Origin of the sequence: Wolbachia pipientis, assembly GCF_030373985.1 — a bacterium.
Lineage (GTDB): Bacteria > Pseudomonadota > Alphaproteobacteria > Rickettsiales > Anaplasmataceae > Wolbachia > Wolbachia pipientis_D.
On record NZ_JAUCRB010000003.1, the window covers coordinates 167,677 to 182,313 of the forward strand.

At 35.3% G+C, this 14,637-nt stretch carries 13 protein-coding genes; 7 read left to right on the forward strand and 6 right to left on the reverse strand.

The genetic code is table 11. The features are described 5' to 3' along the window. Window positions 1-24: 24 nt before the first annotated feature. The 3 genes from QUS22_RS03930 to QUS22_RS03940 are packed head-to-tail and all read right to left on the reverse strand — an operon-like array spanning window position 25 to window position 5,236. Window positions 25-2,535, reverse strand: coding sequence for a TrbL/VirB6 family protein (locus QUS22_RS03930; RefSeq protein WP_289513694.1), 2,511 nt, complete (start codon window positions 2,533-2,535; stop codon window positions 25-27). Beyond that, entirely contained in the window at window positions 2,528-4,933 is a 2,406-nt protein-coding gene (locus tag QUS22_RS03935; protein ID WP_289513695.1) for a VirB4 family type IV secretion/conjugal transfer ATPase, read from the reverse strand. Before QUS22_RS03935 ends, QUS22_RS03930 begins: the two co-directional genes overlap by 8 nt. Before the next feature lie 9 nt (window positions 4,934-4,942). Further along, window positions 4,943-5,236: a VirB3 family type IV secretion system protein gene (locus tag QUS22_RS03940; RefSeq protein WP_289513696.1), complete on the reverse strand. Its 294-nt coding sequence runs from the start codon at window positions 5,234-5,236 to the stop codon at window positions 4,943-4,945. A gap of 104 nt (window positions 5,237-5,340) precedes the next feature. Here QUS22_RS03940 and QUS22_RS03945 point away from each other — a divergent pair, with 104 nt between their 5' ends. The 3 genes from QUS22_RS03945 to radA all read left to right on the forward strand — a co-directional run bounded on the left by QUS22_RS03945 (window position 5,341) and on the right by radA (window position 9,006). Next, window positions 5,341-5,487 carry a hypothetical protein gene (locus tag QUS22_RS03945; RefSeq protein WP_289513697.1) on the forward strand — a complete coding sequence of 49 codons (147 nt, stop codon included), beginning with the start codon at window positions 5,341-5,343 and terminating at the stop codon, window positions 5,485-5,487. Continuing rightward, complete coding sequence (locus tag QUS22_RS03950; RefSeq protein ID WP_289513728.1) at window positions 5,468-6,964, forward strand: lysine--tRNA ligase; 1,497 nt, start codon at window positions 5,468-5,470, stop codon at window positions 6,962-6,964. The genes QUS22_RS03945 and QUS22_RS03950 overlap by 20 nt, the downstream gene beginning before the upstream one ends. 698 nt (window positions 6,965-7,662) lie before the next feature. Continuing rightward, window positions 7,663-9,006: a DNA repair protein RadA gene (gene radA, locus QUS22_RS03955; RefSeq protein WP_289513698.1), complete on the forward strand. Its 1,344-nt coding sequence runs from the start codon at window positions 7,663-7,665 to the stop codon at window positions 9,004-9,006. Here the strand turns inward: radA and ftsY are convergent. Beyond that, window positions 8,999-9,910, reverse strand: a complete 912-nt coding sequence (gene ftsY, locus QUS22_RS03960; protein WP_289513699.1) for a signal recognition particle-docking protein FtsY — start codon at window positions 9,908-9,910, stop codon at window positions 8,999-9,001. The genes radA and ftsY overlap by 8 nt on opposite strands. Before the next feature lie 207 nt (window positions 9,911-10,117). Between ftsY and iscU the strand changes: the two genes are divergently transcribed. Genes iscU through hscA form a run of 4 tightly spaced genes read left to right on the forward strand, consistent with a single transcriptional unit; the run spans window position 10,118 to window position 13,143 of the window. Then, window positions 10,118-10,510 (forward strand): Fe-S cluster assembly scaffold IscU, encoded by a 393-nt coding sequence (iscU, locus tag QUS22_RS03965; protein ID WP_289513700.1) that lies wholly within the window; start codon window positions 10,118-10,120, stop codon window positions 10,508-10,510. 6 nt (window positions 10,511-10,516) lie between these two features. Then, a complete protein-coding gene (locus QUS22_RS03970; protein WP_289513701.1) occupies window positions 10,517-10,921 on the forward strand; it encodes a HesB/IscA family protein in 405 nt (134 codons plus the stop codon). After that, entirely contained in the window at window positions 10,914-11,372 is a 459-nt protein-coding gene (locus QUS22_RS03975) for an iron-sulfur cluster co-chaperone HscB C-terminal domain-containing protein (protein WP_353477734.1), read from the forward strand. Before QUS22_RS03970 ends, QUS22_RS03975 begins: the two co-directional genes overlap by 8 nt. After that, window positions 11,350-13,143 carry a Fe-S protein assembly chaperone HscA gene (hscA, locus tag QUS22_RS03980; RefSeq protein ID WP_289513703.1) on the forward strand — a complete coding sequence of 598 codons (1,794 nt, stop codon included), beginning with the start codon at window positions 11,350-11,352 and terminating at the stop codon, window positions 13,141-13,143. The genes QUS22_RS03975 and hscA overlap by 23 nt, the downstream gene beginning before the upstream one ends. Window positions 13,144-13,147: 4 nt before the next feature. Here the strand turns inward: hscA and lepB are convergent, their stop codons facing one another. Continuing rightward, entirely contained in the window at window positions 13,148-13,894 is a 747-nt protein-coding gene (gene lepB / locus QUS22_RS03985; protein WP_289513704.1) for a signal peptidase I, read from the reverse strand. 129 nt (window positions 13,895-14,023) lie between these two features. Next, window positions 14,024-14,500: a Sir2 family NAD-dependent protein deacetylase gene (locus tag QUS22_RS03990; protein WP_289513729.1), complete on the reverse strand. Its 477-nt coding sequence runs from the start codon at window positions 14,498-14,500 to the stop codon at window positions 14,024-14,026. Window positions 14,501-14,637: the final 137 nt, after the last annotated feature.

Genomic DNA, 14,637 nt, shown 5'->3' on the forward strand with positions numbered 1-14,637 from the left:
TTAAACGTTTAGGCATTTGTTTGCTCATTCTTTTTTTTCAGATCCAGCACTTCCAGTAGGGTTAATAGCTTCACTGGAAGCACCTTTACCTCCGGAGCTTCCATCTGACCTAGTAGAATTCCCAGCCTCCTTAGCACCTCCAGCAGCTTTTCTAGATATAGCTTTACCAATAGCTCCAGCAATAGCTTTAGCCGCAGAAAAGGCTTTTGACATCATTTCCCCAGGTGTAGAGCCTTTACCCAATGCTGACCTGTAATTACCAGAAAGTTCTGCAGCCATTTCAGGAAGAATATGTAAAAAGTGATAAAATAGAAATAATATTAGAGCCAGTTTTAGTAATTCTCCGATGAGAGAGCTATCAAACTCCATGTATGTAAAATCGAATAGGCCGAGTATGCTGCTCTTTTTAAAACTGTAATTTTGCATCATGCATGCAAGAGTGTCTTTATTTTCATCACATTTACCGCTTTGCAATTTAAACCACTGTTTTTTATTGCCCAATATTGTGATCTTTTCCTGTTCAAATTCTAAATTTTTAAAATAGATTTTATCACATGCTATGAACATGAATGACAAAAACGCAAAAAGTATAACCGGGTATAAGCTATAGGTGATCAACTCCTTTAGCCACCCATCAAAGTATCCTTTAGTGTGTTGGAATAGAACCATAGGGATAAACAAAGACGATAAGATGATAACTACACTTAGAGCAACTAGAGATAAAATGAATACATAGCATATCCACAAAATAACCATCATTATCATAGTAGCCATAAATATAACAACAAGAGCTGTTAAAATTTGTCCCCCAGCGAAAATAATGCCTATTATCGAACCTGCAACTAATAAGATAGGAGCAGCACCTAGTAAAATAGCCAATATTCCTACACTTCCAGTACCAATTTTACCACCAATCCCATCTAAAGGAGCACCTAAATAAAATAGAATTCTACAATCAAGCCTATCCCAAGGTGCAAGATAGCTGTAATTTGTTGTACCACTTTTGTAGTTATTTGCTTCATAATTACATATATTTTTACTTTCAGATGATGCCTTCAATACTATTTCTGACAAACCATTTGAAAGTTTTGTTAGTTCCCCATAATAATGAGACATGGTATTGCCAGTTGTGAAGTAAATCACTAAAGCAAATTTAATGATCAACATGTACATTTCTTGTGGACTGTGAACTCCACCAGATATGACTTTTATGGAGAACAATATTAAAGCTAAAACTAAAACAGCAGTTATGGTATTCTTCAGCCTTTTTTGAGCTACAGATATAAAACTCTCACCACCTGGTGCACCTTTACCTGCAACTAAATTATCTAACGATTCCTTAATGCATTGCACTATCATGGAAGTTATGGGAATAGGAGCTAATGATTTACTTCCTGCCTGATTGTAGCAAGCTTCAGAGACATACAAGTTAAAACAGCCAGCATTATCATAACCTACAAAAATTTCTCCCTTCCCTTCCCTTTCCCTTATTAGAGTTTTGTAATCTTTATTTTCATTTTCACTCTTGTTAAGAAGATACTCAAGAGTATCTTCGTCTGTGACAACAACACCATCCTTGCTTTTAAATTTCATCTTAGATCCTTCACACATAGGAGCAAGTGGGTCTGGTGGCAACTCTGTGCATCCCATATCAACCCCTTGCGGCCAAGGGGTCATTTTTATACCAAGTGTACTAACACTGTCTAACTCCACACACAACCTGCCCATTCTTCTTACTGCTTTAAATGTTGATCCATGTATAGTATCGCTCTTTCCAGCTTTGAGAACTTTACATTCTAGATTACCATCAACTTTTGGCGACCACGGCCCATCTACATATCTAGTGTCTTTTTCTCTGACATCAAAGTCTATATTACTTTTAAAAAGGTTGCCAAACGTTAAAGGACTTCGATGACATATCTCTATATATTCACTATACTGCACACCGTTTTTTGGCCAGTAGTAGTTCTTATATTCATTATCAAGAATACTCCAGTTGTTAGAGTCCAAAATCTCTTTTTCTGTTAGTTTTCCATCTTTTTTTGATTTTTCTTGTAATGCAGAAAAATATTTGTCTTCTGTTTGATAATTTTTATCTGTGAGTATACTATAACCTTTGTCTTTTAATTCAAAATTTTTATATTTTCCATCATGATTGCGTGCAACTGGGTGCCTAACAAAGCTGTGTTGACAAACAACAAGTCCTCCTATTGCTTTCCAGACACTAACGATTGCAGCTATCATTCCAACGATAATAAGAGCAGTAAACAAACCAGCAGAAGAGATGATCAAAACAATGCCAGTAAATATTGCACCAGCAGCAATCGCTATTCCAGCAAGTGCTGCAGCTGTTTTAAATGCTCCACAATCAGGGTTAGAGGCACGGCTGAAGCTACCACTAGAGTTAAATCTGCTAACAAATTCTGTCTTATCAGTACCACTTATTTCATCTGCAAATACTGGACATGAAAGTAAAAAATCTATATTTAGTAGGAATATTGCAATCAGTAGCAGTGAAAGTTTAGTCTTAAACATTTTTTACTTTCTGATAAAATATAGGCAGCCATACTTTTGGGTCATTTCCGACCTCTTTCAGTATATCATGTAACAATAGGACACTTTCTGCACGTCCAGATAACACGTTGACTATGTCATCTAAGCCTTTTAAGTCTATTCTAGCCACCACAGCATTAACCCCTTGTTTTACCAAAAAAAACCTAGTACTTGGATCTGTGTGCTTAATTAATATGTACTCACGTTCAGTTAACATAAAAACATCCCGATAGACACTAGTAGCTTTCAGGTTTGGCAAAAAAATTTGTGTTGCTGTTTGCTGTACAAGTGTATCGCTAATAGCGCTTTTACTTGCATCTTCAACACTCTGAGTAGCAAAAATCACAAAAGCGTTTAATTTTCTTAGCACTTTCAGCCAGTCCTTTATCTTAGGTGCAAAAATCGGGTTATCTATTAACGACCACGCCTCATCAAGAACAATAATAGATGGAGTGCCATCAAGAGATATACTAATTCTATGAAACAAATAAATCAAGACTGGCCCAAGAGCAACTGGATCTTTGAGCAAGTTAGCCATTTCAAAGCCAAACACCCTTGCTTTTAAAAAATCTAGCAAATCTTCTTTATTGTCAAATATTGCAGCATGAGAGCCATCACCATGCCACATAGATATTGCTCCGGCTAGCGTATCAGGGCCCGCAAGTCCTAAAAATGGTACAAGGTTCCTTAAAAATCTGTCTTCTTTTCTTAACTTAAAATTTCCTTCAATTGCATCATTAATTCGCGCAATGTCTTCTGAAGTGAATTTATCGTTGTATACCGAGATTAAAGATTTTATCCACTCCATTAAAAATGTTCTATTATCAGGAGTATCATCAAGTTGTAAAGGATTAAAATTTGTTTTAGTTCTCGGTTCTATTAGAGTATAGATACCACCAAGCGCTCTTAAGAAAATCTCCGCACCGCGATCTTTATCAAAAAAGAATATTCTTGGAGAAAATTTCATTGCTTGAGCACACAAGAAATTCATTAAAACAGTTTTACCAGCACCAGTTGGACCAATTATCATAGTATGTCCAACATCTCTTATATGAAAATTGAAGAAAAATGGAGTACCAGACGTTGTGTCAAAAACTGTAACAGCATCTCCCCAATGATTATTGAATTTATTACCAGTAGGATAATTGTGTTGGGATGCAAAGCCAGCCAAATTAAGGCTACTTATTGTACCTTTTCTTACTATATAGTCGAAATTACCAGGAATTTGTGCCCAAAATGCTGGTTCAAGATTAACTCTCTCACGGAGAGGGTAAACACCGCAATTAGAAAGCTCTGATTCTACCAACGATAAAGCATTATCCAATAGTTTAGGGCTTTTCTCTATACATAGGATAGTTAAATGATGTTCGCCAAATGCAATCTTACCACTCATTGCATCGTCAAGTGCATGGGAGATTTCTGCTATTTGAGAAATGGCTTTATCTGCAGATTGTATCATCCGATTTTGCTGTATCTGCATTTTTGCAATCGCCATTTGCCTATTTGTAAATTGGAAAGACTGTGTGATGATGAACTCGTAGGGAAGTTGTAAAAAATAATCAAGCATTCCTGCAGAAGTATTATTTCCATACTCTTTGATACTAACTATTCCAGCGTATTTACTCTCATTATGAGTCACAATCTGTATCATCTTGCGACCAAAAAATAACCTATGTACTGGTAAGTATTTAGATATTTCAGTTTTTAAAGGAAAGAGCGTGTTTGTAATGAAACCACAATTTACAATTCTAGATAGAAATTCCATTATTTCACAGAATAGGCCGTTTGGGGTTTCTTTTGCTCCGAGAATCTTAGGTGAATAATTCCTAAGGCTCGTCAACACACGATTTGTCGTCTCTTCTAAATCTTCATGGGTAGCGCGCATATCGCTTTCCCAAGCATGTTTTGAAGTTACATGCCCGAATTTTTTTAGTAGATATGATAAAAATTCTACTCCTTTTGTTTCCGCCCTACGGATAATTGTAATGTATAGTTCATTAATAAATGATTGCCTTGTTGCGTGTTTTTCTTTCCATTTTAGATTTACATGGTTAGCGAAAAAGTTTGGCAAATTTTGACTTGCAAACTCATCAGAAAAAATATTTTTCCTACGCCTAATAGTATGAAAATACAAACTAAATGCCGGAGATGAAATGCTTCTTAGCATCTGATTTCTAATGTTGTTCTGTATTACTAAGTCTTCATCATCAGCCGTTTCAAATGCAAAGCCACTTAATTTAATAAACTTAACTAACCAATTTTGTTTTGTTATTAAGGTTGTACTGTTCCAATAACAAGAATACGGTATAAACTCTGAAGCGTGAACTTCCCTGCTTAGAATAGCTTTATTCTTTGATTGAATAGCTCTAAATCTTAGCATCACATAATTTTAAGCAACATCATAAGAATTGGCTCCATGATAAAAAAGATTTGAACACTTGGAGCACTTTCCTAATTTTACCATAAATAATTCAATAAACAACGGTTCTTTTGCAGAAGCTATATAACCAAGTCCGTGTATCACGAATAACATCAAGAAAGTTCTAAGATCATTTGAATTAATGAAAATTAGCATGCAAATTAGAACGTTTAATATTGCAAACATATAATTTACACCAAAAAGCATTGCAGGTCTTGTAAGACCTTTGAACAACTGATCCGTTTGTATATTACCTGTAGACATATCCTTAACCTTCCTAATTGATAGCTCTACACTAATACTACATTATTAATTAAAAATCTATTGAAATTAGTGGCACTTTAGTTAAGATAACTAATTTAACCTCAATGATGACAAGCTGGCCATTTCAAGAAGCAGAAAAAATATTACAAGAATTTCCTAATAAAACAGAGATAATATTTGAGACTGGTTATGGACCTTCAGGGTTGATGGCCATTTCAAGAAGCAGAAAAAATATTACAAGAATTTCCTAATAAAACAGAGATAATATTTGAGACTGGTTATGGACCTTCAGGGTTGCCACATATTGGTACTTTTGGGGAAGTTTTTCGTACTACTGTTGTAGCAAATGCATTGAAGAAAATATCTCCTGGTATAAAAACTAAAATCATTGCAGTTTCCGATGATATGGATGGCCTGCGAAAAATACCAGACAATGTGCCAAATCAGGAAATGCTCAGAGAGCATTTAAACAAGCCATTAACTATAATACCCGACCCATTTGGCACTCATGAAAGCTATGGTCACCATATGAATTCACTGTTGTGTAAGTTTCTTGATTTATTTGAGTTTGAATACGAATTTAGAAGTGCTACAGAGTGTTATAAATCTGGTATTTACGATGAAAAGCTTTTACTCTTGCTGAAAAATTACGATAAAGTGATGGATGTAATGCTTCCATCATTCCGGGAGGAAAGACAACAGACCTATAGCCCATTCCTGCCGATATGTTCAAAAACTTCTCAAGTTTTACAAGTATCAGTAATTGAAAGGAATACAGACAAAGGAACAATCACATATAAAGACTCAAATGGAGAAAAAATAGAAGTTCCTGTGACAAAAGGCGGGTGCAAATTACAATGGAAACCGGATTGGGGAATGAGGTGGGCTGCATTTGGAGTTAATTACGAAGCTCATGGAAAAGATCTGACTCCATCTGCTGTGCTTTCAAGCCAAATATGTAAAATTCTTGGAGAAAAGCCACCGCTTTTATTTTGCTACGAGTTTTTCCTTGACAAAGAAGGAAAGAAGATATCAAAATCAAAAGGAAATGGTATTTCAATTGAAGAGTGGCTTACTTATGCACCAATAGAAAGCTTAGCGTTGTACATTTTTCAAAGTCCCAAAAAAGCTAAACGTTTACATTTTGATGTGATACCAAAATCAACCGATAAATATTTGGAGTTTGTTAAGCGTCATAACGAGAGTAAAGAAAAGGATATAAGTAATCCTGCATGGCATATTCACCAAAGTGATGTTCCTAATATCGAAACTTCAGGTATAAATTTCTCATTGCTTTTAAACCTAGCAGCAGCTTGTAACGCTGAAAACAGAGAGGTCCTCTGGGGCTTTATATCCACTTATGCACCGGACGTTACACCAGAAAATAACAAGATGCTCAATAAGCTTTCAGATTTTGCAGTTAGGTATTATCACGACTTCATCAAACCAGCAAAAGCATATAAGGCTCCAAACGAAAAAGAGAAGGAAGCTTTACTAGATTTAAAGAACACCCTGCATTCCCTATCTATCACCGCTACTGCTGAAGAGATTCAATCTCAGGTTTTTTCCATCGGAAAAAAATACAATTACAGTAACTTACGCGATTGGTTTCAGTTACTGTATGAAACGCTACTTGGCCAAAAAACCGGTCCAAGAATGGGATCTTTTGTAAAGCTTTATGGAGTAGATAATACAATTTCTCTAATAGAAAGTGCTATTGAAAAATAGTGCTGGATTATCCATATAAACATTATGTTTTAAAAACAGTGGCCATAGAAAACGTAAAAATTACTTGACAAACCTAACCGGCCCCTTGATCTTGGTAATCAAGGTTGTTTTTGACTCAAAGCTTGTTTTTGACCTGCAGGTTCAATGACAAAATTCAGTAAAAAACTTAGGGTATTTTTTGGTGGATTACATCAAACTATTGAGGCTGCATGTCTTTTAAGTTTTTTCTACATTCAGCCAAATTGCGCTTAAACTAAGCGTCAGCACATTATTACAGCGCCAATTTAAAGTATTAGAGGGTCAAACTCACTACCTGGGGTTTCTTTGCCTTTTTTTAACTTGGTTAAAAATTTAACTAATTTTTGTCACTAGGCTTTTTGCATATTTGAGTAAAAAGTTACTACTCGATGTAATGCCAATATGTGATACTGTAACCCAGGCAAGAGGGAATAGGACCCGGCGTCATGTGCTGGGTGATATATGGAGGGACTGAGATGACATCATAGAAGCACTCGACACTTTTCTAGAAAAGATTGCTCTCAAATCACAACGTTCATGCAATTGTTGTGTGTGCCATTTGGATGGCATAACTATGAAATTACCTTCACACTACAACGTTTGTGAGGCTCAGTGTTAAAATTTACTTTGCCTATTCAGCTAATTTTTATTACAATTACAACTAAATAATTTTAGCTTTGATGAAAGCTGTATATGTATGTCAATCCTGTGGTCATAGCACAGGCAGATGGGTTGGAAGATGTGTAGCATGTAATAATTGGGATACGATTGTTGAAGAAATGGTAGTAAAAACAGAGGCAAGAAGTACATCTGCGCCAATTTCAATAAAGGCATTATCGGGTAATGAAATCATTACCCCGGATCGTCTTCTAACAGGAATAGAGGAATTAGATAGAGTTTTTGGTGGAGGTGTTGTCCAAGGTGCAAGCATTTTAATTGGTGGCGAACCTGGAATTGGCAAATCTACTCTTTTACTTAAAATTGCAGCTAATGTTGGACAACTTTCCTCTCTTGAATGTCTTTATGTGTCTGGCGAGGAGTCTTTAGAGCAAGTGAGTCTTAGAGCAAGGCGTTTAAAAATAAATGAACCGAAAATCAAGCTTCTATCTACAGTATCTTTAGCTAATGTAGTAACAACGATAAGAGAAAATAGAAATATAAAATTCTTAATTATTGACTCCATACAAACGATGTACGATAGCAAAATTACATCAGCACCAGGTACTGTAACTCAGGTTCGCACTTGCGCTCATGCATTGACCATTCTTGCAAAACAATATGGTATCTCCCTCTTAATAGTTAGCCATATAACTAAGGATGGGCAGATAGCAGGACCTAAAACTTTGGAGCATATGGTGGATACGGTGTTATATTTTGAAGGTGAAAATAGCAATCAATACCGCATTTTGCGCGCTATTAAAAATAGATTTGGCCCTGCAAGTGAAATTGGTGTTTTTGAGATGTCTGAAACTGGATTAGTGCCTGTTGATAATCCATCATCTTTATTTCTAGTAGGAAATGCTGATAATAGAGAAATTGTTGGTAGTGCTGTATTTGCAGGGGTTGAAGGTTCAAGACCGATTTTAATGGAAGTCCAAGCGTTGATAGCAGAAACGAACATGGTAACTCCAAGAAGAGCAGTTGTTGGATGGGATATTAACCGATTGGCTATGATCATTGCGGTGCTCAATGCTCGTTGTAAAATGTTTTTGCACAATAAAGAAGTGTATCTAAACATAGCGGGAGGGTTGAAAATACAGGAACCATCAGCTGATCTTGCTGTTGCTGCTTCCCTTTTTTCAAGTATAGTAAATTTACCGCTGCCAGCTTCTTCAATAGTCTGTGGTGAAGTTGCACTTTCTGGAGAAATTAAGAACATCTCATATGCTGACTTGAGGCTTAAAGAAGCAAAAAAATTAGGATTTAAAAAAGCAATTATGCCTAAAAATGGTAATTACTCTTCTCATGATATTGAAGTAATTAAGCTTGGTCACGTAAGAGAATTAAGAGAAATTTTTAATTAGAATTAAACAGCGCTTCAGCAAATTCTTTACTAGTAAATTCCCTCAAGTCCTCTATACTTTCACCGATTCCTATAGCATGTAACTTCACCTTATAAGTTTCTGCAAGTCCAATCACTACCCCGCCCTTAGCTGTGCCATCTAGCTTTGTTACGATTAATCCAGTAACATTGACCGTCTTACTAAATGCCTCTAATTGGCTATAAGCATTCTGGCCAGTAGTTGCATCAAGAACTAAAATAACATCATGAGGGGCAGTGTTATCCAATTTCTTTATCGTTCTATATATTTTTGATAACTCCTCCATAAGGTTCACATTATTTTGTAGCCTGCCTGCTGTATCAATTAGAACGACATCAACGTTGTCTTTTATAGCTTGACTCACAGCTCTATATGCCACACTTGTAGAATTGCTACAGTGCTTTCCAGTAATAATGGAACAACCAGAGCGTTCTGCCCAAATATTTAACTGTTCACTAGCAGCAGCTCTAAATGTGTCACATGCAACAAGCATAACTGATTTTCCCGTCCCCTTATATTTATATGCAAGCTTGCCTATAGTTGTGGTTTTACCGTTACCATTTACTCCGCATACCATTATTATATGTGGTTTTTGGTTTAAAATTAGCGGTTGTACAACAGGGTTCAATATAGCTTCTATTTCATTCATTAACTGCTGTATGATAACGTTATACTCAATTTCCTTGTCAAACTTGATGCTTGCAAGCCTATCGGTAATCAACTTAGAAGTCTTATGACCGATATCCATGCTAATTAGCAACTCTTCCAGCTCATCTAGAAGCGACGGATCTAATTTTTTTTTGCCAGAAAAAATATTCTTTACTCCATCGCTAAAGCGAGAAGAAGTTTTGAACAAGCCTTTATAAAGATTACTAAACAAACTCAAGCAAATACTCCTTTAAAATTACAAGCCTAATGGCAGCATAGAGACGCTGATTGTGAAGAAATACATGTATAACGTGTATTTGTAAAGTTAAACACTCGTATTACTAGTATCTGTAGAGTAAGATGCTAGTAATACGAGTTATTTACTTTAGTTTTTTACCTAAATGTGTTATAATATAATATAGAGTAATGGTTTACTGGTAATTCTATGAGTTATAATGAGAAAATTTTAGATCATTATGAGAATCCAAGGAATGTTGGTTCTCTGGATAAAAATGATCCAAATGTTGGCACTGGCCTGGTTGGCGCACCTTCGTGTGGCGACGTTATGAAATTACAAATAAAGGTCAACGATAAAGGTGTTATTGAAGATGCGAAATTTAAAACTTTTGGTTGTGGCTCTGCTATTGCTTCAAGTTCCTTATTGACAGAAATGATAAAAGGCAAGACCATTAAAGATGTGACAAAGATAAAAAACACCCAGATAGTGGAAGAATTATCTTTGCCCCCGGTAAAGATACATTGTTCAGTGCTTGCTGAAGATGCTATAAAAGCTGCTATTCATGATTATCAAAGTAAACAAGGTAAGGATAATGGTTGAGAAGTTATGAATAGATATCAAGGAGTAGATGCTGTAAAGAAAGATAAAAAATTTATCACTATAACTGCTAATGCAGTGGAAAGGATGAGGTATTTATTGGAACGAAAACAACATACTAACCTTGAGAGATCAGAAGAAGCAATAGGAATAAGAGTGCTAATTAAACAAAAAGGATGTTCTGGTTTAAAATATGATATTGAATACGCATATGATATCCGTCCTTTAGAGTCGGTAATTGAAAAAAGCTGCAGTGATGGTCAAAAGGTTAAGGTGTTGATTGATCCAAAATCTATCATGTTCATACTTGGCTCTGAAATTGATTATGTAGAGGAGAAATTCTCGTCGGGTTTTGTTTTCAAGAATCCTAATGAAAAAGGGAAATGTGGTTGTGGAGAAAGTTTTTATGTCTAGCAACTATTTTACATTGTTTGAAATTGAACCAACTTTCAACATTAGCTTTGATGAGCTAGAGAAAAAGTATATTGAGTTAAGCAAAACTGATATAAATGAAGAGCAGTCCAAAAACATGGAAAATATCAATAAAGCTTATCAGGTATTAAAGTCACCGCTAAAACGTGCTGAGCATTTGCTGGGTCTTTTTGGTGTAAAAAATCAAGAAGATCATCTAAGTTCTGAGGTATTAAATGAATCTATGGAAATAAGAGAGTACTTATTAGACTGCGACGATCTACAATTTGCACGCAGGATGATTGATGAAAAGGTAAAAGATTGCATTGAAAACTTAACTAAAACTTTCGCTACAAAAAATTTTGATGAAGCTGCGATGCAAGTTTTAAGATTGAAATATTTATTTAAGTCATTTGAGGAGGTAAAGAGAAGTGCGACCGATTCAAATTTCTGAACCAAGTAAATCACATTCAGATGAAGTAGTATTTGGTATAGACCTTGGTACCACCAATTCTTTAATTGCCGTGGTCAATCAAGCTGGCAACTTGGAGATATTTAAAGATGAGTGGGGAAGAGAGCTACTACCTTCCGTTATTTCATATGAAAATAACATATTGAAAACTGGCTACGATGTCAGCTCAAATGCAATTTACTCGATAAAACGTTTAATGGGTAAGAGTGTTAAAGATCTGAGTAAAGAAGATATCAATTTTGAAATAGATAACGAAAGTGAAAAAGTTATTAGAGTAAAATGCGCAAAGGAAAAATATCTTACTCCTGTTGAAATTTCTGCTGAGATATTAAAAGCTTTATGTGAGAAAGTAAAAAAGTCCACAGGGATGGAAGTAAGAAAAGCAGTGATTACTGTGCCAGCCTACTTTGACAATTCAGCACGTAATGCGACCAAATATGCAGCAAAATTAGCTGGCATAGAAGCTCTTCGCCTTGTTAATGAGCCAACCGCTGCAGCGCTTTCTTACTCGATTGAAAAGAATAATAATAGTGGAATATATGCAGTTTATGACCTCGGTGGTGGAACATTTGATATTTCGATATTAAAGTTGCACCGGGGAGTGTTTCAAGTCCTTGCGGTTGGTGGTGATACTAAACTTGGTGGAGATGATTTTGACCATCTGCTAAGCTTTATTGTGCTTGATAAATATAGAGAAAAGGTAAGTTTAAACAAAGAGTCAACAATACACCTTAATGTAATTCCAGTGAGTAACGCTGGAATCTCTAATGTGCGTACTGTGAAGGAATATCTGAGTGAAGATACTGTAGGTACTTTTAAATTCAACATTAATGGTGAATTGTTTGAATGCGAAATTACTAGAGCAGAATTCGAACAAGCAATCAATCCCCTAGTTAATAAGACTATCAGTATAGTCACTCGTACTATGAGTGACATAGATCTTAATATTGATGATATAAAAGGAATAATTTTAGTTGGTGGTGCAACTAGGATACCATTAGTTCGCAGTTCACTAGTCAAACTTTTTGGAAATAAAGTACTAAATGATGTAGATCCGGATAAAGCAGTTGCCATTGGGGCAGCTATGCAGGCCCGTGATTTAACTTCGAGCTCAAAGGATAGGAACATTCTCCTGGATGTTCTACCTTTATCGCTTGGCATAGAAACTATGGGGGGGATAGTTGAAAAAATCATACCAAGGAATACGCCACTGCCAGTTTCAGAAACAAAAGAGTTTACAACTTACGTTGATGGACAAACAGCAATGAAAATTCACGTTTGTCAGGGAGAACGTGAAATGATAGAAGATAATAAATCTCTAGCACAGTTTGAACTAAAAGGTATACCGTCACTACCTGCAGGTTCTGCAAGAGTTGAAATAGAATTTACAGTTAGCGTTGATGGGATATTAACTGTTACTGCAAGAGAAAAAACTACTGGAATCGAACAGACAGTTGAAATAAATTCAAGTTTTGGCTTAAGTGAAGCTGATATTCAAGGTATGGTTAACCAGTCAATCAACAACTTTGATGAAGATATGAAGACTCGTTCCCTTGCAGAAGCTAAAATCAACGGAAGTAAACTCGTACATTTAGTTGAAAGCTATAATGACCTTTCGACTAACCAAAAGTTGAAACCTATACTGCAAAACGCAAAAAATGCTTTACAAGGAAATGACTTAGGCAAAATTAATAACGCTATTGCTGAGTTGGAAAATTCCTCTTTAGAGTTGTGTGAATTAACGAATAGGTAAAGTTTTACACAACTTTATGTAATATCCTGTTCAATCTAAGAGCAATAGGTATTCTGAAATTAAATGGCAACCAATCGACCTTCCATAATTTAAACGATAAACCAACTATACTTACACGCCCAATTATATTTTCCATTGGTACAAAACCAATTTCAGGGAATCTACTATCAAAAGAATTGTTTCTGTTGTCTCCCATAACAAAAAATTGATCGTTAGGTACATAATAAACCGGAGTGTTATATGATAGCTTATTAGAAACATTATCTATTAAAATCTCATGTTTCTTACCACCAGGAAGTGTTTCTATATACCTTGGTATGCTGTAGTTCAATTCGTAATCAAAGAAACTTCCAATTTGCTTTCGTTTTACTTTCTGATAGTTTAGGTATAACTCTCCCTCTATCATTTGCACTTTGTCACCTGGTATTCCTATTACTCGCTTAACAAATCTGATGCTGTCGTTTCTTGTAGGTTTGAAAACTATTATGTCACCACGTTTTGGAGGAGTATAAAAGATCCTGCTGCTAAAGATGTTTGGAGAAAATGGAAAGGAGTGCTTACTGTAACCATATGAGTATTTATTGGTAAAAATATAATCTCCTTCAAGTAAGGTGCTTTTCATCGAACCAGAAGGTATATGAAATGGTTCAAATAAAAAACTACGTATTGATAATGCAATCAGCAGTAAAAAAAGCAATGAAGATAAAAATCTTCCTGTTCTTATCACCCAGTTTTGACTTAGCTTCTCCAACTTTTACAACTTTGTTTTTCTTATAAATTTAAGCTTATTATAACAGGTAAACTAAAAAGTGGTAATGTGAAATTTTACTCGTAGACGTTTTTTCTCTTTTAAAAAGGCTAAGACAAGCTCTTAAATAAATTAGGTAAAGTTCTTGCAAATACCAGCTTCCAAAATATCGTCATTTCCTAAATAATTTAGTTGTGCTAGGTTCATTGCGATTATCTTTCCTTTAGGGTTACGCTTTTTATAAAAAGCAAGGAACCCAAGTCGATCACTATCAAGCCCACAAGTGACAACGGAATCAATTTGCTTCAAATGTTCCGGTTTGAAGTTATTTCTTAACCAACTAAAGTTCATTTTACCACTCGTATTTCCTAATGGCTCAATCCCTGAACGTTGATAAAGTAAATCTACATTTTCAGTTAGCAGCTGCCAATTTTTGAGTAAAACTATATTTTTTATTACATAGTGAGCTGAGGTTAGCATGCCATAGAAACAAGCTTTGTAGAAATTGTCTATAATTTTCGAAAACTTCTCTGGTTCTTTGAGAATTTTATGTATAAGTGCAACAACATCTTCTTGTTTTAAGTTGCGATCATAAAAAGCTCGCCAAATTGTTTATTAAGCTCAAATACATCTGATACTACTGGTGCTGATATTTCAGCGCTAGTGTAAAAAACTACATTCTTATTATTGATAAGTTTAGCAATTTGTAATGCTGATAATTTGTTTGGAATTGCATTTTGTACGTA

Excerpts from the sequence above, each read along its gene's own strand:
- QUS22_RS03930 (WP_289513694.1), bottom strand. The coding sequence starts at position 2,535 with ATGTTTAAGACTAAACTTTCACTGCTACTGATTGCAATATTCCTACTA.
- QUS22_RS03945 (WP_289513697.1), top strand. The coding sequence starts at position 5,341 with ATGATGACAAGCTGGCCATTTCAAGAAGCAGAAAAAATATTACAAGAA.
- QUS22_RS03935 (WP_289513695.1), bottom strand. The coding sequence starts at position 4,933 with ATGCTAAGATTTAGAGCTATTCAATCAAAGAATAAAGCTATTCTAAGC.
- QUS22_RS03975 (WP_353477734.1), top strand. The coding sequence starts at position 10,914 with ATGTCTAGCAACTATTTTACATTGTTTGAAATTGAACCAACTTTCAAC.
- QUS22_RS03940 (WP_289513696.1), bottom strand. The coding sequence starts at position 5,236 with ATGTCTACAGGTAATATACAAACGGATCAGTTGTTCAAAGGTCTTACA.
- QUS22_RS03970 (WP_289513701.1), top strand. The coding sequence starts at position 10,517 with ATGAATAGATATCAAGGAGTAGATGCTGTAAAGAAAGATAAAAAATTT.
- iscU (WP_289513700.1), top strand. The coding sequence starts at position 10,118 with ATGAGTTATAATGAGAAAATTTTAGATCATTATGAGAATCCAAGGAAT.
- radA (WP_289513698.1), top strand. The coding sequence starts at position 7,663 with ATGAAAGCTGTATATGTATGTCAATCCTGTGGTCATAGCACAGGCAGA.